The sequence below is a fragment of the Actinocorallia libanotica genome (assembly GCF_039525175.1).
Taxonomy (GTDB): domain Bacteria; phylum Actinomycetota; class Actinomycetes; order Streptosporangiales; family Streptosporangiaceae; genus Actinocorallia; species Actinocorallia libanotica.
Map to the genome: position 1 here is coordinate 1 of NZ_BAAAHH010000027.1, position 18,120 is coordinate 18,120.

Annotated in this window: 19 protein-coding genes; 10 read left to right on the forward strand and 9 right to left on the reverse strand. The window is 72.2% G+C overall.

The genetic code is table 11. The features are described from left to right. Window positions 1-94 precede the first annotated feature (94 nt). The 3 genes from ABD140_RS27565 (at window position 95) to ABD140_RS27575 (ending at window position 2,493) form a co-directional block, all read left to right on the forward strand. Complete coding sequence (locus ABD140_RS27565) at window positions 95-640, forward strand: AAA family ATPase (protein WP_344243920.1); 546 nt, start codon at window positions 95-97, stop codon at window positions 638-640. A gap of 324 nt (window positions 641-964) precedes the next feature. Beyond that, the gene (locus ABD140_RS27570; protein WP_344243921.1) at window positions 965-1,486 is read left to right on the forward strand and encodes a SigE family RNA polymerase sigma factor; all 522 of its coding nucleotides are present in this window, start codon (window positions 965-967) and stop codon (window positions 1,484-1,486) included. A gap of 32 nt (window positions 1,487-1,518) precedes the next feature. After that, complete coding sequence (locus tag ABD140_RS27575) at window positions 1,519-2,493, forward strand: hypothetical protein (RefSeq protein ID WP_344243922.1); 975 nt, start codon at window positions 1,519-1,521, stop codon at window positions 2,491-2,493. Between the two features lie 178 nt (window positions 2,494-2,671). On the opposite strand, the gene ABD140_RS27580 is transcribed toward ABD140_RS27575, so the two are convergent. From ABD140_RS27580 to ABD140_RS27595, 4 genes are all read right to left on the reverse strand, one after another. Next, on the reverse strand, window positions 2,672-2,923 hold the full coding sequence (locus tag ABD140_RS27580) for a hypothetical protein (protein ID WP_344243923.1): 252 nt from the start codon (window positions 2,921-2,923) through the stop codon (window positions 2,672-2,674). Between the two features lie 192 nt (window positions 2,924-3,115). Then, window positions 3,116-4,072 (reverse strand): anti-sigma factor RsbA family regulatory protein, encoded by a 957-nt coding sequence (locus ABD140_RS27585; protein ID WP_344243924.1) that lies wholly within the window; start codon window positions 4,070-4,072, stop codon window positions 3,116-3,118. Then, the gene (locus ABD140_RS27590) at window positions 4,069-4,971 is read right to left on the reverse strand and encodes an MEDS domain-containing protein (protein WP_344243925.1); all 903 of its coding nucleotides are present in this window, start codon (window positions 4,969-4,971) and stop codon (window positions 4,069-4,071) included. Before ABD140_RS27590 ends, ABD140_RS27585 begins: the two co-directional genes overlap by 4 nt. Window positions 4,972-5,140: 169 nt before the next feature. After that, on the reverse strand, window positions 5,141-5,740 hold the full coding sequence (locus tag ABD140_RS27595; protein WP_344243926.1) for a maleylpyruvate isomerase family mycothiol-dependent enzyme: 600 nt from the start codon (window positions 5,738-5,740) through the stop codon (window positions 5,141-5,143). A 182-nt stretch (window positions 5,741-5,922) separates the two neighbouring features. Here ABD140_RS27595 and ABD140_RS27600 point away from each other — a divergent pair, with 182 nt between their 5' ends. From ABD140_RS27600 to ABD140_RS27620, 5 genes are all read left to right on the forward strand, one after another. Further along, window positions 5,923-6,654, forward strand: coding sequence for an SDR family NAD(P)-dependent oxidoreductase (locus ABD140_RS27600; protein WP_344243927.1), 732 nt, complete (start codon window positions 5,923-5,925; stop codon window positions 6,652-6,654). 129 nt (window positions 6,655-6,783) lie between these two features. Continuing rightward, window positions 6,784-7,311, forward strand: a complete 528-nt coding sequence (locus tag ABD140_RS27605) for a hypothetical protein (protein WP_344243928.1) — start codon at window positions 6,784-6,786, stop codon at window positions 7,309-7,311. Continuing rightward, entirely contained in the window at window positions 7,308-7,832 is a 525-nt protein-coding gene (locus ABD140_RS27610; protein ID WP_344243929.1) for an OmpA family protein, read from the forward strand. Before ABD140_RS27605 ends, ABD140_RS27610 begins: the two co-directional genes overlap by 4 nt. A gap of 79 nt (window positions 7,833-7,911) precedes the next feature. Next, window positions 7,912-8,661: an ABC transporter ATP-binding protein gene (locus tag ABD140_RS27615; RefSeq protein ID WP_344243930.1), complete on the forward strand. Its 750-nt coding sequence runs from the start codon at window positions 7,912-7,914 to the stop codon at window positions 8,659-8,661. Window position 8,662: 1 nt separating this feature from the next. Then, complete coding sequence (locus ABD140_RS27620; protein ID WP_344243931.1) at window positions 8,663-9,994, forward strand: ABC transporter permease; 1,332 nt, start codon at window positions 8,663-8,665, stop codon at window positions 9,992-9,994. A 78-nt stretch (window positions 9,995-10,072) separates the two neighbouring features. Here the strand turns inward: ABD140_RS27620 and ABD140_RS27625 are convergent, their stop codons facing one another. Next, on the reverse strand, window positions 10,073-13,135 hold the full coding sequence (locus ABD140_RS27625) for an AfsR/SARP family transcriptional regulator (RefSeq protein ID WP_344243932.1): 3,063 nt from the start codon (window positions 13,133-13,135) through the stop codon (window positions 10,073-10,075). A 67-nt stretch (window positions 13,136-13,202) separates the two neighbouring features. Continuing rightward, on the reverse strand, window positions 13,203-13,706 hold the full coding sequence (locus ABD140_RS27630) for an SRPBCC family protein (protein ID WP_344243933.1): 504 nt from the start codon (window positions 13,704-13,706) through the stop codon (window positions 13,203-13,205). A gap of 151 nt (window positions 13,707-13,857) precedes the next feature. On the opposite strand from ABD140_RS27630, the gene ABD140_RS27635 reads away from it, so the two are divergent. Further along, window positions 13,858-14,691 (forward strand): helix-turn-helix domain-containing protein, encoded by an 834-nt coding sequence (locus ABD140_RS27635; protein ID WP_344244039.1) that lies wholly within the window; start codon window positions 13,858-13,860, stop codon window positions 14,689-14,691. Between the two features lie 29 nt (window positions 14,692-14,720). On the opposite strand, the gene ABD140_RS27640 is transcribed toward ABD140_RS27635, so the two are convergent. After that, entirely contained in the window at window positions 14,721-15,167 is a 447-nt protein-coding gene (locus ABD140_RS27640) for a hypothetical protein (RefSeq protein ID WP_344243934.1), read from the reverse strand. A 150-nt stretch (window positions 15,168-15,317) separates the two neighbouring features. Here ABD140_RS27640 and ABD140_RS27645 point away from each other — a divergent pair, with 150 nt between their 5' ends. Continuing rightward, window positions 15,318-16,049: a hypothetical protein gene (locus ABD140_RS27645; RefSeq protein ID WP_344243935.1), complete on the forward strand. Its 732-nt coding sequence runs from the start codon at window positions 15,318-15,320 to the stop codon at window positions 16,047-16,049. Between the two features lie 290 nt (window positions 16,050-16,339). On the opposite strand, the gene ABD140_RS27650 is transcribed toward ABD140_RS27645, so the two are convergent. Beyond that, window positions 16,340-17,119, reverse strand: coding sequence for an ABC transporter ATP-binding protein (locus ABD140_RS27650; protein WP_344244040.1), 780 nt, complete (start codon window positions 17,117-17,119; stop codon window positions 16,340-16,342). After that, window positions 17,113-18,120, reverse strand: coding sequence for a FecCD family ABC transporter permease (locus tag ABD140_RS27655; protein WP_344243936.1), 1,008 nt, complete (start codon window positions 18,118-18,120; stop codon window positions 17,113-17,115). Before ABD140_RS27655 ends, ABD140_RS27650 begins: the two co-directional genes overlap by 7 nt.

Sequence of the window (18,120 nt, forward strand, 5' to 3'; positions counted from 1 at the left end):
CCCCCGACCTGCGGAAGCAGGGCGGGGGCCGTTTCGCTTGGACCACCGGTCGTATGATCTTTGCCTTTGTCGGACCAGAGGGCGGGAGCCAGCGGTGAGGGTGGGGATCTCCGGGACGCACGGGACCGGGAAGACGACGTTGGCCGAGGCGCTGGCCGGTCGGTTGGCCGGGCACGTGATGGCGGAAGAGCCGTACCACCTGCTCGACGAGGAAGGGTATGAGTTCGGGTTCCCGCCGTCGGCCGAGGACTACCGGGTGCTCTTCGCCCGCTCGATGGCGGGCCTGGGCTCGCCGCAGGACGCGATCGTCTTCGACCGCACTCCTGTGGACTACCTCGCCTACCTTGCGGTGACCGGTGTCGATCCCGAGGACCTGGTCGGTGCGGCGGCGCTCCGGTCGGCGTTCGCGACCCTCGACCTGCTGGTCGTCACACCCATCACCGCGGAGACGGAGCGGGTGCTGCCCCGGGCCGAGATGCCCCGGCTCCGGGCGGACATGAACGACGCCCTCCTCGAACTCGTCCACGCCGACCCGTTGGACGCCTGGGCGGATGTTCCGGTCCTGGAGCTCGACGGTCCGCTCGAGGGACGGCTCTCCGCCGTCCTCAAGGCGCTGGGCGTTCGGCCCCAGGAGCCCTGACGGTTCGGTGTGCCCATGGTGTCCTCGGTCATGTAGAGGACGGCCGGCTCATAGCCGGATACCGAGGTCACGGGGACGCTGTCGCTCTCCCATGCGGAGATCCGGGCCGGAACCACCCCGGAGTTCGGCCGGATCGGCAGCCGGGCGTGCCGCAGGTCGTGCGGCCGCTCGGCCTGGACGGACTTGAGCTCGGACGGAGAAGCGGCAGGTCGAGCATGTCCGGTCTTCCACGTGGGCCTTGGGGGCGTGTCAACCTTTGGCGGAGCTCGCCGCGTGTCTGCAGGCACCGGTTCCCGGTCGGGGGACCTGCCTGAGGGAGTGTGTGTGGACTTCGTGGAGTTCGTGCGGCTGCGGGGGGACCGGCATCTGCGTACGGCGGTGCTGCTCACCGGGGACTGGCAGGCGGCGCAGGATCTGACGCAGACCTCGCTGGCCAAGCTGTACCGGGTGTGGGACCGGCTGGACACCGGCTCTGAGCCGGACGCCTATCTGCGCAAGATCATGGTGAACACGCAGCGGAGCTGGTGGCGGGCGCGCTGGAGGCGGGAGGCTCCGCTGGCGGCGGTGCCCGACCGGGCGTCGGACGACGACGCCGCGGAGCGGCAGGCCGTGGCCGAGGTGGTGCGGCGGGCGCTGCTGACGCTTCCGCCGCGGCAGCGGACGGCGCTCGTGCTGCGCTACTTCGAGGACCTGTCGGAGGCGCAGACGGCCGAGCTCATGCGGATCTCGGTCGGCTCGGTGAAGACGCACGCCCACCGGGGGCTCGCGGCGCTGCGGGCGACGCTTCCGGACGATCTGCTGGTGGCTGTCAACGAAGGAGCGGAGCGCGGGGGTGTGGAGCGGTGACAGTGTCTCCTGACAGGAACGAGGAGTACGGCATGGCCGAGCTCAAGCATCTGCTCATCGCCGCCAGCGAGGACCGGCCCCCGGGCATCGATCTGCTGGACGGCCTGGACCTTCCCGCCCGTCGCGGCCCGGTCCGCCGCCGCGGCGCCCTCGCCGGCCTGATGACCGCGGGGGCGGTCGCCGCGGGTGCCGCCGTCGCGCTGACCGTGGTCGGGACGCCGCAGAGCGCCCAGGCGACGGTCCTGAAGGCCGTCGAGCGCAACGAGGGCAAGCCTTACCACGTCGAGCTGGTCACCCAGGCCTCGCCCGGCGGGGACCCGTTCCGGCTGGCGGGCGACTTCAACCCCGAAAACGACACGGGCCGCCTCGAATCGCCGGAGGGTGGCCAGATCATCATGATCGGCGAAACCGGGTACCAGAAGCTGCCCGCGTCCATGCAGAGCTCCAAGGGCATGCCGAAGCTCGAGGCGAAGGCCTCGAAGGGCTCCGGCATGGACGAGGTCCTGCCGAAGGTGCCCAAGGGCTGGAAGCCCGTCATGGTGCCCCTCGGGGAGAACGCCTGGCTGAAGCTGCCGATGGACCACGTCAGCTGGGGCTTCGGCTCCTCGACCCGGTCCTTCGCCCAGGACCCGCAGGGCGAGCTGGACGCCATCCGCGAGGCCGACCAGGTCAAGGAGGAGGGCCCCGTCGGCGGCCCGGGCTGGAAGGGCGAGCGCTACTCCTTCACCACCCCGGCGGTCAAGAAATGGTTCGGCCGCGAGTCGAGCAGCGGCACCGTCGACATCGACTCCGCCGGCGACATCCGCGCGCTCGACGTGACCTTGGCCTACCCCGACGCGAAGGGCGGGCACTCCGTCAACTTCAAGCTCACCTTCAGCGGTCACGGCACCCCCGTGAAGATCACCGCTCCCGTCACCGAGCACCTCTACACCGAGCAGTCCCTGCACAAGCTCCTCACAGGCAAGACACTCCCCGCCGACGCCTCCTACGGCATCTCCATCTACTGACGACCCGCCCCACCCCCGGAACAACACAGGAGGGCCGCCGCGCAAGCGGCGACCCTCCAGGTTCGCGCCGGGCATGACCCTGCGCTTCGTTCCAAGTTGTTTCCGTGGCTTCTGGGGCGTTTTCGGAGGCGTGACCCTCCGGATGAGGGGTTCGGGGCCGGTCTCGCCGCGGGGCGGGTCAGGGGAGCTGGGAGCACTCGACCTCGGCGCGGCGTTCGGTCATGCCCTGCTCGACCGAACGGGTGACGCAGGTGTTCTGGGCGGGGGTCAGGGACAGCTCGCCGCAGACCGTGGCGCTGGAGTAGGTACGGCAGTCCTTGGCGGGCGCGGCCGTGGCGGAGGGCAGCAGGGCCGCGCCTCCGAAGCCGGTGGCGGCCAGGGCGAGAGTAGACGCCGCGATCAGGGATTTGGCGTTCTTGCTGACCTGCATGATGTTCCTCCTTCACTCTGCTGTCTTCAACGCTATGTCCCGTTTTGGGGCCAAAGAGGTGGTCCTGGGGAACCGTGACCACTCCTTGGCATAAGGGGCTTTTAGGGAAAGCCAGCCGAGATCCATGAGCGGTTTCCGCATTCCACGGCGCATTATTCCGGGTCACGGGAGGGGGCGCGGAGATCAGGGAGATCAGAGGGTGGGGTCGAGGTCCATGTGGAGGCGGATGAGGGTGCCCGGGGCGAGGGGGAGGACCTCTACGAGGTCGCAGAGCTGGCGGACGGTCCACATGCCGTGGCCGGACGGCTGGTCGGGGGCCGGGGGGAGGTAGCCGGTGTACCAGGCGGGGGTGGCGCTGCCCGTGTCGGTGATGTCGCAGATGACGCGGTGGACGTCGCGCCAGAGGGTCAAGGAGCGGGTGCCTTCGCCGTGCTGGAGGGCGTTGGAGGCCATCTCGTTGACGGCGAAGACGAGGCGGTCGACGCTCTCGGGAGGGAGGCCGAGCTTGATGGCGTGGGCGGCGGTGAAGGCGCGGACGGCCGAGAGGTCGAGGCCGAAGTCCATGTGGACCGGAGGGGGGAAGGGGGCGGGGGGCACGGGGTGGCGCTCCCAGGAGCCCTCGGGGCCGTCGGGCGGGGTGTAGTGGGGGCTGGGGAGGACCGAGTCGCCGTACATCAGGTAGGGGTGGGTGCGCCGGGCGTCGGCGATCACGGAGACGGGCAGTGCGCGGGTGTCGTAGGGGCACACGATCCAGGCGCGGCTGCCGGCGAACGCCTTGTTGACGGCGGCCTCGTAACGGGTCCACTCGTCGTTCTCCAGCGTGTCGCGGCCGAGCCACTCCGGTTCGCCGATGATGCGGATCCCGGGGCGGTCGGAGCGGGCCTCGACGTACCGGTGGTAGGCGGCCAGCGTGCGGCCGGGGGTGCGGTACCAGTCGGACGTCCGGGCGAACTCCACCCGGTCGGCGTCCGCGCCGAGGGCCTCCCGCAGCAGGGAGATGTTGGCCGGGGTGGTGACGGCCAGGACGGCCTCCCCCCGGGCCAGGCCCTCCCGGCAGAACGGGACGGTCGAGGCGAGGAACTGCTCGTCGGTGTCGTAGATGAGGGCGTGGTGGACCATGGAGCCGTGCAGCCCGTGGAGGGGGTTCACGCGGAGCCGACCTCCTCCGCGGCGGGGACGACCAGGGCCGCCGGCCCGTCCAGGCCCGCCAGGTGGATGACCCTGCGCAGCATCTCGGGCAGGTGGGAGACCCGCAGGACCCTGCCGTCACCCAGGGAGTCGGCGGTGCGGGCCAGGAGGCGGAGGCCGGTGAGGTCGATGAACTCCAGGGCGCTCATGTCCACCTCGACGTCCCCCGGCCACGCACAGGCCGCCCGGAGGGCCTCGGCGAGCAGGTCGGCGGTCTGCAGGTCGACGCTGCCGACCACCCGCAGCACGCGTCGGCCGTCCTGGAAGGAGGGGATGGTGCGCAGGGCGCCGTGTCCGTGCAGCGGGGCGAGCTCCACCTTCCCGGGGTGGCAGTGGTCGAAGGCGGCGAGGGCGCCGGTGTCGAACAGGCGGGCGTCGTAGTGGCAGATCGCCGAGGCGGGGTTGCCGGTGAACACCTCGGTGACCCGGCTCTCGTACTCGTGCAGCAGTTCGGCTCCGGGCACGTCGCGCAGCGCCCAGCCCATCTCGCCGGTGACGCGCAGGCCGGTGTAGCCCTCTTCGAGGCTGCCGCGCACCGCGTCGCGCAGGTTCTGGATCATGGTGTCGGGGTCGAAGCGGCCGGAGGCCAGGTAGCTCTCCCGGACGGTGACCACCTGCAGCTGTCCGCGGGCGCAGGCCGCGTCGACGTCCACCCGGGCGGCGCGCAGCCAGTTCCGTACGGTCTCGGGGCTGCTCTGGTCGGCGAAGTACAGGACCCGCTCGCCTAGGGCGAGCCCATCGGTCATGTACCGGACCGCCACCCGGCGGTTCTCAGCGTCGTCACCGAACACCAGGCACAGGTGGTCGCCGTGCCCCGCCTTCTCGACGGGGTGCTCCCGGTCTGTCGTTCGGTTCGCCATCGCTCCACGATCTCGTCGGCCTGCGGCGAAGGACGGCACGTGCCCACGCGTCGGCGCCCCGGTGGCCGTCCTCATGGTCTGAGTCCTTTCCTATGCCCCATAAGGAGGGTTTATCGCCAGATTCATTGGTTTATTTCCTAAACGTGAGAAAGGTCCCTGTCGTCGGAGGTCAGGCGAAGTCGAGTTCGGGGACGACGTCGTCGCGGCCGGTCAGCCACAGGCCGAGGGCCTCGCGGGTGCCGCGGACCTGCGGAGCGCTCCTGGGGCCCGCGGGGCGGCCGCCGTCGGTCGGCACGACGCGGTGGGCGAAGACCCGCCTGTTCAGCGCGGAGGACAGGAAGAGCCCCTCGCGCAGGACCGCGGCCGAGACGGCGTCGGGCAGCTCCCGGCTCAGGCCCTGGCCGCGCACGATGTCCTGGTGGTGCACGGCGAGATCGCCGAGGAGGAAGCGGGCGGCCATCCTGGTGGTGGGGCTGGGGCGTACGGCCCAGGTGGCGGCCCAGTCCATCAGCCGGGTCCGGGGCATCTCGCGGACCCGCTCGGTCTGCCTGGCGTTCGCCTCGTCGAGCCGGCGCGCGAACGTGCGGGGGTCGCCGAGGATCAGGCCGCCGTAGGAGGCGGCGAAGTAGTCGATGCCGATCAGGTGGCCGAGCACGTCGCGGGGCGACCATCCGGCGCAGAGCGTCCTGCCGTGGTCGAACTCCTGGTCCGACAGTCCCTCCAGGGTGGTGATGACCCGGCGTCGTTCGGCGCGCAGTTCCTCGATCATGGACGCTCCTCTCGGTGGGGTTTTTCACCTTAGACATGGTTGATCCCGATAAGCGGGCGGGGGTGCCGGGCGGCACCGCGGGGGCCGAATGCCGCCGGTGCGGGAGGGCCGAATGCCGCCGGTGCGGAGGGCCCGGGGGCGGTTTCCTTGAAATGTCAACGAAACCGACCACGGGAGGAAACATGAAGGGCGCGGTGGCACTGGTGACCGGGGGAAGCCGGGGCATCGGGGCGGCGACGGCGTTGCGGCTCGCCCGGGAGGGCGCCGACGTGGTGGTGACCTACCGGGAGGGGAAGGACGCCGCCGAGGTGGTCGTCCGGAAGATCCGGGAGTCCGGCGTGCGGGGGCTCGCGGTGCGGGCCGACGCGGCGGACGCCGCCGAGGCGGCCGGGACGGTGCGCCAGGCGGTGGAGGCCTTCGGGCGGCTGGACGTCCTGGTCAACAACGCGGGGGTCGGCGTGCTGGGGCCGCTGGAGGATCTCGCCCTCGCGGACGTCGACAGGGTGCTCGCGGTGAACGTCCGCGGCGTGTTCCTCACCTCGCAGGCGGCCGCCACGGTGATGACGGCGGGCGGTCGGATCATCACGATCGGATCCTGCATGGCCCAGCGGGTGCCGGGTCCCGGCGGGACGCTGTACGCGATGAGCAAGTCCGCGCTGATCGGGATGACCAAGGCGCTCGCCCGTGAGCTGGGCGGCCGCGGCATCACCGCGAACATCGTCCACCCCGGGCCGATCGACACCGACATGAACCCCGCCGACGGCCCCTACGCCGCCGGGCAGGCGGAGCTGACGGTCGCCGGGCGGTTCGGCACGGCCGACGAGGTCGCCGCGATGGTCGCCTACCTGGCCGGTCCGGAGGCGTCGTACGTCACCGGAACCGAGCTCTCCATCGACGGCGGCCACGCCGCCTGACGGAGGAGGAAAGGCGGGCGCCGTCCGGGACGCGGACGGCGCCCGCCCTCGTCCCGCCCGGACGAGAGAAACGCGTGTTTGATCCTGTTCTCTAGAACTTTGCTCTATTTTCTGACATCTCTAGATCGCATGAGACTCGTGATGTCGGTGTGCGCGATGGTGCTGGTGGCGGGATGCAGTGCGGGCGGCGGGGGAGACGGCGCGCCGCCGGAGGCCGCCGACGCCCCGCGGAGCGCCGAGACCCCGCAGAGCGACGTGGCGGTGGCCGATCCGGGCAAGACGATCGCGCAGGCCGCGTTCGACGGGCCCAAGGGCAGGTTCGAGCTCGCCGTGGTGAGCCTCACCGCGCGGGGAAGGCTGGCGAACCTCACCCTGACGCTGACCCCGCACTACGAGGGGAAGGAATCGGCGCTGGCCTTCATCTACTTCGGCGGGAACGCTCCGGTGGTCTCGCTGGTCGATCCGGTCAACCTCAAGCGCTACCTGGTCGTCAAGGACTCCGAGGGCAACAGCCTGGGTTCGGGGAACGAGAACTACAACATCGGCCGGCCGAACACGCTGAACTACACCTTCGCCGCGCCGCCCGAGAACGTGGCGTCCGTCGACGTCCAGTTCGACGACTACCCGCCGTTCCGCGACGTCCCGGTCAGCCGATGAGGCGCCTGGCCGCCGCCTTCCTGCTGGCCGCCGCCCTGCCGGGCGCCGTCGCGGCCGCCGAACCGGGCGCGGACCCCTCGATCGGCGCGTCCCCCCTCGACCTGGCGCCCGTGGTGGCGGAGATCCTCCTGGCGGAGTCGGTGATCCCCCTCGAAGAGGAGGAGCGGACCGAGGCCGGCACCACGATCCGGATCAGCTCCGACGTCCTGTTCGAGTTCGACTCGGCGACGCTCACGCCCGCGGCGGCGGCGCACCTCGCCAGGCTGGCCGAACGGCTGAAGGGGAGCGAGGTCGAGATCGGGGGGTTCACCGACTCCCTCGGCGCGCCCGCCTACAACCGGGAGCTCTCCCAGCGCCGCGCGAACACCGTCAAGGACGAGCTCGCCCGGCTCGGCGCCACCGGCCTCACCGCCCGCGGCTACGGGGAGGCGCGTCCCGTGGCGCCCAACGAGATCAACGGCAAGGACAACCCGGAAGGCCGCGCCAAGAACCGCCGCGTGGAACTCGTCTTCGGCTCCTGACGCCTGCGCACCGCCCGCTGACGGAGCACGGTCAGCGGACGGTGCGGTGACGGTCAGCGGCGGGGCGCACAGTCGGGGCATGACGAACACAGAGGCGTTGCGGCTCGACGAAGTCCGCAAGGTGCACGGGGCCGACGGCAACCAGGTGGTGGCGCTGGCGGGGGTCACCCTGAGCCTGCCCGCGGGGACGTTCACGGCGGTCATGGGGCCGTCCGGGTCGGGGAAGTCCACGCTGCTGCAGTGCGCGGCGGGGCTGGAGCGGCCGACCGGAGGGCGGGTCTTCGTGGCCGGGCACGAGATGAAGGGCGACGAGACGGAGCTGACGAAGTTCCGAAGGGAGCACATCGGCTTCGTCTTCCAGCACTTCAACCTGCTGCCCGCGCTGACCGTCCTGCAGAACGTGACGCTGCCGCTGAGGCTGGCCGGCCGGCGTGTCGACGAGGCGCGCGCGGCGGAGGTCCTGCGGGCCGTCGGGCTGGGGGACAGGCTGTCGCACCGGCCGCAGGAGCTGTCCGGCGGGCAGCAGCAGCGGGTGGCGATCGCGCGGGCGCTGGTCGCCTCACCGTCGGTGATCTTCGCGGACGAGCCGACCGGAGCCCTGGACACCCGCAGCGCGCGGGCCGTCCTGGCGCTGCTCCAGCAGGCGGTGCGCACGTACGGGCAGACGCTCGTGATGGTCACGCACGACCCCGTCGCCGCCGCGCACGCCGACTCCGTGCTGTTCCTGGCGGACGGGCGGCTCGTCGGACGCATGATCGACCCGACCGCGGAGGCCGTCGCCGAGCGGCTGACCCACCTGGGCGACGAGCTCGTCCGCAAGGGGGCCTGAGATGTTCGCGCTGGCCCTGTCCTCCCTGCGGCACCGCACCGCCGTCTTCGTCGCGGCCTTCCTCGCCTTGTTCTTCGGCGCGGCGCTGGTCATGTCGTTCGGGTCGCTCACCGACACGGCGCTGGGCGCGGGCGTCGACGCGGCGAGCGAGGAGACCCTGGTCATCATGGGAAGCGTCGTCGGCGGCTGGAGCCTGCTGCTGGTGGTCTTCGCCGTCACCTCGACCGTCACGCTGGGCGTCCGGCAGCGGACGAAGGAGATCGCGCTGCTCAAGAGCGCCGGGGCGGTGCCCGGCCAGCTCACCCGGATGATCCTCGCCGAGGTGCTGGTGCTGGCGCTCGTCGGCGCGGCCCTGGCCGTCCCGCTCGGGACGGCGGGCGGGAACCTGGTGCTGGGGCTGCTGCAGGACAGCGGCCAGGTCGAGGCCGGGATCGCGCACTCCTTCGGCGCGGTCGCGCTCGGGCAGGGCTTCGGGATCACGCTGCTGTCCGCGGCGGGCGCCGCGCTCATCACCGCGCGCCGCGTCACCCGGATGCGGGTGACCGAGTCGATGGGAGAGGCCGCGGCGCCGCGGGCCCGGATGACCGGGTGGCGCGTCGGGGCCGGGCTGCTGTTCCTCGCCGGCGCGGCGTCCCTGGCCGTGCTGACCGTCACGCTCGGCAAGGGCGCGGGCTTCGAGGCCCAGCAGTACGCCGGGACCGCCGACATCCTCTTCGCGCTCGGACTGGCCTGCTTCGCGCCGGTGATCGTCCGGAGGCTGCCGCTGCCCGGCTTCGGCACGGCGGGCGCGCTGGCCCGCGAGACGCTCCGCGCCCGCAGCGCGCCGCTCGCCGCCGCGCTGACCCCGGTCGTGCTGTTCATCGGCATGGGCGTCGGCACCCTGTACATGCAGGACCTCGACGGCGAGGCCTCGGCCGGCCTGCTGCCCGAGGAGGGCCAGCGGACCATCGAGACCCTCAACTACGTCGTCACCGGCATGGTCTCCCTGTTCCTGTGCATCATGCTGATCAACACCCTGGTGGCCTCGACGGCGGCCCGCACCCGCGAGTTCGCCCAGTACCGCCTGGCGGGCGCCACCCCCGGCCAGGTCCAGCGGATGGCCGTCCTGGAGGGGCTGGCGGTCACCGTCGCCGGGGTGGTCTTGGGCACCCTCGCCTCCCTGGTCACCATCCTTCCCTTCTCCTACGCCCGCACCGGGACCTGGACGCCCGACCTCGACCCGTTCATCTACCCCGCGACCGTCGCCCTCACCGCGGCCGTCGTCCTGGCCACGTCCCTGCTCGCGACGCGGCGGGCCCTGGCCGTCCCGGTGGTCAGCGCGGTCGCCGTCTGACCGGCTCCGCTCCGCCCCGCCCCCGTGTACCGCGGGCGGGGCGCACGGCGTCACGGCCTCGTGGGAGAGGGGGCTCGCTCACTCCGGCCGGGCGTCCACCGGCGGTGCCTCCAGGGACGACAGGAGCGCGGTGATCTCCGCGGTGCGGGAGTGGTCCATGCGGTAGGCGCGTGCGGCCTCCGCGGCGGCGGTGGCGTGGGCGAGGGCGGCGGTGCGGTCGCCGCGGTCGCGGGCGAGGAGGGCCAGGCCCAGCCGGGCGCGGGCGCGGAGCTCGGCGGTGTACCAGCGGGGAGGGCAGTCGGCCAGGGCGCGTTCGTAGTGGGCGGCGGCCGCGGCCGCGTCGCCTTCGAGCCGGGCCGCGTCGCCCAGGCCGCACTGGGCGGCGGCGAAGGTGTTCTGGAGGCCGGCGCGGCGCGCCTCGTCCGCGGACGCGAGGTAGGAGGCGCGGGCCTCGTCGCGGCGGTCGAGGACGGTCAGGATGTCGCCGCGGCGGTACAGGATCTCCGCGGTGTCGCTCGCCGAGCGCAGCTCGCGGACGAGGACCAGCGCCTCCTCCAGCAGGTCCAGGGCGCGCGCCGGGTCGCCCGTCTCGTGGGCGACGCTGGCGAGGGCGTCGAGCGCCTGGGTCGTCCCCCAGCGTTCACCGAGCGAGCGGAAGGTGGCCAGCGCCCGGTCCATGTGCGGCTCGGTGAGCTCGGGGCGTCCCTCGAACAGGTGGAGGTAGGCGGCGCCCATCTCGACCAGCGCCTGGTTCCACGGATGCCCGACGAACTGGTGCCCGCGCCGCTCCATCAGCCGGTCGACCTCCTCGGCGCCGCCCGGCGGCCCGGCGGTCAGCGCCCACATCGCGAGCAGGAAGGGCTGCCGCAGCGGCCGGCGGATGCCGTCGAGGAGCCGTTCGCTGCGCTCCACCAGGGACGGCAGCTCCGGCACCTCCTGGTTGCCCAGGGCCACCAGCGCCACGGCCACCACGTACTCCTCGTCGAACTCCGGCGGAGGCGCGTCGCCGAGCGCCTCCAGCAGCCGCAGCCCGGCCTCCGAGCCTTCGCTGCGGATGCCGCGCAGCCACCAGTAGGCGGACAGGACGCCGATCAGCCGCAACGCCAGAGGGACGTCGGTGTCGAGGGCCCAGCGGAGGGCGGCGTGCAGGTTCTCCTGGTCGGTGTCGAGCCGTTCCAGCCAGGTCAGCTGCTCGGCTCCGCGCAGATGGCCGTCGGCTTCGCGGGCGAACTCCAGGAAGTACGCCGCGTGCGCCCGCCGCAGCTCCCGCTCCTCGCCGGTCGCCGCGAGCTGCTCCGCGCAGTAGGCGTAGATCGTCTGGAGCATCCGGTAGCGGCCGGAAGGCGTGCGCTGCAGGAGGGAGCGGTCGGCGAGGTCGAGCAGCAGGTCCTCGTCGCCGCCGCAGACCTCCCGGGCGGACACGGCGGTGAACTCGCCGGTGAAGACGCTGAGCCGGCGGGCCAGCCGCTGCTCGTCCGGGCCGAGCAGGTCCCAGCTCCACTCGACGACCGCGCGGAGCGTCTGGTGCCGGGGATTCTGCGTGCGGTCGCCGCGCGACAGGAGCCGGAACCTGTCGTCCAGGCGGTCCGCGATCTCCGTCACGGACAGCGCCCGCAGCCGTGCGGCGGCGAGCTCGATGGCCAGCGGCTGGCCGTCGAGCGCCTCGCAGATGCGGACGACGTCCTCCAGGTTGGCCGCGGTGACCGCGAAGGCGGGATTCGCGGCGGACCCCCGGTCGATGAACAGCCGGACGGCCGGGGCCGAGACGGCCTCCGCCAACGTCGCGCGGACGCTGGGCACGGGCAGCTGGCGCACCGGCCAGATCGTCTCGCCGGTGATCCCGAGGGCCTCCCGGCTGGTGGCGAGGACGCGCAGCCCGGGGCAGGCGCCCAGAAGACGCCGCGCCAGCGTGGCCGCCGCGCCGATGACATGCTCGCAGTTGTCGAAGATGAGCAGCACGGGCCGGTCACCGAGCGCGGTTTCCAGGAGCGCGGCGGGTCCGAGCCGCTCCCCGGACGGCAGGACGCCCGCCTCCCGCAGCCCGAGAGCGCCCATCACCGCCCGGGCCAGGACGGTCTCGCCCTCACCGGCGGAGACGGCCGCGAAGTCCACGAACGTCGCCCCGGCCCTGCCCCCCGCCTCGATCGCGAGCCGCGTCTTGCCCGTGCCGCCCGGACCCGTCAGGGTCACCAGGCGGCCCTCGCCGAGCAGGACCGCGATCCGCGCCAGGTCGTCGTCCCTGCCGACGAAGCTGGTGAACTGCGCGGGCACCCGTGCCCGGCCGGACGCCTCCGCCGCCCCCGGTCCGGCCGCGGTTCCCGTCCCAGGAGCCGTTCCCGTACCGATCGCCGTTTCCGGTCCGGGAACCGCGCCGAGTGAGGCGCGCGGGTCGTCCGTCGCCATCGGTCCGGCCACGGGCTCCGGTTCGCCGCGGAGGATCGCCAGGTGGACCTCCGCCAGGTCGGCGGACGGGTCGGTGCCCAGCTCGTCCGCGAGCATGCGGCGGGTCCGCTCGTAGAGTTCGAGAGCCTCGCTCTGTCGGCCCGAGCCGTACAGCGCCCGCATGAGCAGGGCCCGGGGCCGTTCGCGCAGGGGATGCGCCTCGACGAGTTCGCGCAGCGGGGAGACGAGGTCGCGGTGGCCTCCGAGCTCCAGGCGGGCCGCGGCGCGGTCCTCGACGGCGGTGATCCGCGCCTCCTCGAAGCGCAGCGCGTGTCCGCGCAGTTCGGGCGCGTCGGCGAGGGCACGGCCGCGCCACAGGCCGAGGGCCTCGTCCAGGAGCCGCGCCTTCGCGGCGGCGTCCCGCCCGGCCGCCTCGGCGACCAGGCGCAGGAACCGGTGCGCGTCCACGGCCTGGGGATCGACGGCGAGCCGGTAGCCGGCTCCCGACGCCTCGACCTCGGCCAGGCCCTTGAGCGCCCGGCGCAGCCGCGACACCTGCGACTGCAGCGCGTTCCCCGCGCCCGCGGGCGGCTCGTCCCCGTACAGGCCGTCGATGAGCGCCTCGACCGGCACCGCCTTGTCCGCGTTGAGGGCCAGCAACGCCAGCAACGCCCGCACGCGCGGCCCCCCGACGGAGATCGCGTCGCCCCGCTCGTCCCAGATCGTCACCGCGCCGAGAATCCCGCACCGCATGCGCATGACCAAGATTGTCCACCAAACGGGACGATCCCGCTCGACCCGTGCTCTTCGGCCTCGGGCCGCGTGGTCAGAGGCCGAGGACGGAGACGGGCCGGGTGCCCGGCGGCGGCTCTTCGAGGCTGCGGGCGAGGATGCCGAGGGTGGCGCGGAGGCCGGCCTCGGGGATCACGGGGAAGATGCCCGTGCCGCGGTAGGCGTCGTCGATCTGGCTCCAGTCGTAGTAGGACGTCACCAGGGTGCCGGTCTCGCTCGGCGCCAGCCGGTAGCCGTAGAGGTGGCGCAGCGGCGGCTTGATCGCGCCGTGGATCGTCCACTGGATGTGCGCGTCCTGCTCGAACTCGGTGATGATCACCGTGACGTCGTACTTGCCGAGCGGGAAGTCGTTGAGCGACTCGCGGTCCATGTGCACGACGAACGTGTCACCGGCCTTGCGCACCGGTTCGCCCTCCGCCGACTGCAGCATTCCGGAGCTGTCGATGAGAACGTGCCCGGCGGGGTCGCTCAGCACCGCGAACACCTTCTCCGGGGCCGCGGCGATCTCTCTGCTCACTTCGAAGCGCTCATTCGACATGTCCGACATCCTGGCACGCAGGGAAATGCGGTGGCCTGCCGGGCGCGACCGAAGTCGAGTTCGGAACCGGGAGCGCGAGCCCCTGCCCGGGCGGGAGTCGAGCGGTCCGAAAGGCTACGCTCGGCTGGAGCGGAGCGGGAGGCCGGTGAACATGGGGGCTGAGGCGAGAAGAACGGCGGTCCGGTACCGGCACCAGCAGCCGGTCGGGATGCTGCTGCGCGAACTGCGGGAAGAGCGAGGCCTCAGCCAGTTCGCTCTCGCGCTGCAGACCGAGGTCTCCCAACGCCACCTGAGTTTCGTGGAGACGGGCAGAGCCAACCCCAGCCCCGACCTCATCGGAAAACTCGCCGACAGGCTGCAGTTGCCGCTCCGCGAACGCAACCGCCTGCTCCTGGCCGCCGGACACGCCCCCGTCTACCGCGAGACGACCCTCGACTCCGTCGAACTGGACGCCGTACGAGCCGCCGCCCACCACATCCTCCGCGCCCACGAACCCACCCCGGCCCTGCTCGTCGACCGCCTCTGGAACGCCCTGGAGATGAACAGCGGCGTCGTCCTCCTGGCCCAGCTCGTCGACCCGTCCCTGCTGGAGCCGCCGGTGAACGTCATGCGCGTCACCCTGCACCCCGACGGCCTGGCCCGCCACATCACCAACCTGCCCGAAGTCCGCGCCCACCTCCTGGCCCGCCTCCGCCGCCAGATAGCCGTGAGCCTCGACGACACCCTGGCCGACCTGTACGACGAGGTGGCCGCCTACCCCGGCGGCACCCCCTCCCACCCCGCCCCCGCCGACACCGCCGCCGACGTCCTCGTCCCCCTGCGCCTCCGCGCCGCCGACACCGAACTCACCTTCTTCAGCACCATGACGGTCTTCGGCACCGCCGTCGACATCACCGTCGCCGAACTCGCCATCGAGTCCTTCTTCCCAGCCGACGACAAGACAAGAGAGGCCCTCAGAGCCCTCACCCCGTCCCCCGAGGACTGACTCCCTCCGGAAACGGCACTTTCACCCCCTCACAATGCCCACCAGCAATACAGACGCAGACCGTCCGCCCGAGCCCGCCGGGCCAGCCCGGCCAGATCCTCCAGGACGCCGGCCGCCATGTCGGCGTCGACACGGGCCTGCCGCAGCTCAGGAGTCCCGGACCACGATCCGGCCGAACGCGCGAGGTCACCCCGCGTCGCAGCGACGAGAGCCTCGGCCAACGTGTCCGACAGGCTGAACACGAACGGCCCCTCGCCTTCGGGCGGAGACAGCAACTCCCCGGCCCGCGGTCGCCGACAGGCCTCCGCATAGCTGCATCCCGTCATGATGGCTTCGAGCTGCGCCATGGCCACGACCGGATCGATGTTCTTGAGAAAGACCACGTCATGCGCGGCCCGACTCGGCCCCCCAACCACCTGGATCACAGCGACCGCGGTCGGGTCGTCAGCAGCGGAAAAATAGTCGCACAACGTCATATCGCCGATCCTGACACCCGCACCGCGAACCAGACCACGTCGATGGCTTATCCAGTGATCTTGTGCCAAGCCGCGTGGGAGAGGTCCATCGAAGTCGCCTCCATGGCTTGACTCGGCGTCTCCTTCGGGCGGCCCTCTACAGTTACAGCCGTGCAGAACCCTGAGATCGTCGTCGTCAGTAAGCCGTCCGGGCCGGAGGGGCCGGTGCGTACCGGGGAACTCCTGGCAAAGGACAAGGGGATGCTCACCGTCCGGTGGGAGGACGACGGGTCGGAGGAGGAAGTCCGGATCAGCGCCACCACCACGTTCATGCCGCGGGGGAGCCTGCGGCATGAGGCGTTCGCCGACCCGGGGAGGCTCGCCGAGCGGCTGCGGCAGGACGCGGTCGGGGTTTTCGCCCAGGTGCTGAGGGAGGGCGGCGGCCGTCAGCGGGCGGCGGACCTCAAGAAGCAGCTGGTCGAGCTCGGGCTCGACTCCGTGACCGTGGACAAGGCCTGGCGGCGCGCCCATAAGCGGCTCGGGGAGTTCGAGGAGGTCACCGAGACGAACAACGCCTTCCGGTGGCGGCCGGTCCGCCGTCCGGAGCCGGAGCCGGAGCCGGAGCCTGCGGCGCCCATCTCCGCCGACACGGTCGGCGACCTGGCGGAGGACGAAGAACGCCCTTCCGGTGAGGACTCCAGGGAGTCCGCGAAGCGGTGGGCGAGCGAACTGGCCCAGGCACCGGACCGGCAGAAGCTCGCGCAACTGCTGGCGCTCCCCGACGAGCTCATCGCGCACCTGCCCCCCGAGCAGGTCGCCGCCGCGTTCCGGCGCCTCTCCCGGACCGACCCCCATGTCGCCGCATGGCTGGCCGCCCTGGAGAAGGACACACCGCACGTCTGAACCAGCCCCGAACACGAACCCGCCGGGCGCTTCCGGCCGGAAGCGCCCGGCGGGAAGGCCCGTAGGGAAGTCGGTTCAGACCTCCCAGAGGGTGCTGATGGGCATGGCGCGAAGGCGGGGACCGAAGGAGAGGGTCTGGGGGCCGGTGTAGAGGACGATGCCGGTGAGGAAGTCGTCACCGAGGCGGTCGGCGAGGTGGCGGAGGCCGCGGAAGTCGCCGAGTTGCTGTCCGAATGGTCGCTTGGTAGCTGTCCGATCGGTCGCCAGTGTGCTGTCCGATCGGGCGGGGGTCAGATCGTGGGGACGATCATGGGGGTGCGGGTGACGGGGTCGGGGACGACGAGGTTGGGGAGGTCGAAGACCTTTTCGATCAGGGGGGCGGTGACGATGTCGGTGGGGGCGCCCTCGGCGACGATGGCGCCGTGCTTCATGGCGATGAGGTGGTCGGCGTAGCGGCAGGCCTGGTTGATGTCGTGGAGGACGGCGATGACGGTGCGGCCCTCGTCGCGGAGGCGGGCGAAGAGGGAGAGCAGCTGGTACTGGTGGGCGATGTCGAGGTAGGTGGTGGGCTCGTCGAGGAGGAGGTAGGAGGTCTCCTGGGCGAGGACCATGGCGACCCAGACGCGCTGGCGCTGGCCGCCGGAGAGGTCCTCGACGCGGCGGTCGGCGAGATCGGTGACGTTGGCGGCGGCCATGGCCTCGGTGACGGCGCGCTCGTCGTCGGGGGACCAGGTGGACAGGAGGCTCTGGTGGGGGTAGCGGCCGCGGGCGACGAGCTGGCGGACGAGGATGTTCTCGGGGGCGTCCGCCGACTGGGGCAGGAAGCCGATCTTGCGGGCGAGCGCCTTGGGGCGGGTGCGCGCCACGTCCTGGCCGTCGAAGAGGACGGCGCCCTCGGCGGGGGAGAGCAGCCGGACGAAGGAGCGCAGGAGCGTCGACTTGCCGCAGGCGTTGGCGCCGACGACGGCGGTGAAGGCGCCGTCGGGGACGTCGAAGGTGAGCGCCGTGGAGATCACGCGGTCGCCGTAGGCGAGCGTGAGGTTGCGGGCGGAGAGGCGAGATTTCACGATTTTTTCGTCTCTTTGAAGAGCAGCCAGATGAAATAGGTGCCGCCGACCGCGGTCGTCATGACGCCGACCGGCAGGGAGACCGGGGCCAGCAGCATCTGGGCGGCCAGGTCGGCGGTGAGCAGCAGGACGGCGCCGGTCAGGGCGGCCGGGACGAACGGGACGCCGGCCGCGCCGGCCAGGCGGCGGCCGATCTGCGGGGCGGCCAGCGCGACGAACACGATCGGCCCCGCGACGGCGGTGACCGTGGCGGTGCAGCAGACGCCGACCAGCACCACCAGCGGGCGCAGCACGTTCAGGTCGACGCCGGTGGAGGCGGCGAACTCGTCGCCCAGCACGCTCTGGTGCATCGCCCGGGACAGCACGGCCATCAGTGCGAAGAGCACGGTCAGGACGGCGATGCCGGGGCCGAGGTCGTCCCAGCCGACCCCGTTGAGGGAGCCCGCGCTCCAGCTGGTCATGGCGATCGCGACCTCGAGTTCGGCGCGCAGCACGATCCAGGAGTTCACCGCGGTGAGGATCGCGTTCATCGCGATGCCGATGATGATCAGCCGCAGGCCGCTGATCCCGGACTTCCAGGAGAGCAGGTAGATCGCCGCGGCGGCCAGCAGCCCGCCGGCGATCGACCCCGCCGCCAGCGTCCCGGCGCCGCCCGACAGCAGGACGGTCACCAGCAGCGCGCCGGTGTAGGCGCCCGCGTCGAGCCCGATGATGTCGGGGCTGCCCAGGGCGTTGCGGGTGAGGTTCTGGAAGACCGCTCCGGCGACGCCCAGCGCCGCGCCGAAGAGGAGCGCCGCCGTCACCCGGGGCAGCCGCCACTCGAGGATGACGACCGACGAGTCTCCCTGCCCGGTGAACGCGGCGAACACCTCGCCCGGCGTGGCCCAGGTGGCCCCGAAGCACAGGCCGAGCAGGCCCAGTGCCAGCGCGAGGACGATGAGCACGAGTGACGAGACGAGCGTCCGGCGTTCGATCCGGGCGGAGAGGCGTCCCGTACGCAGCAC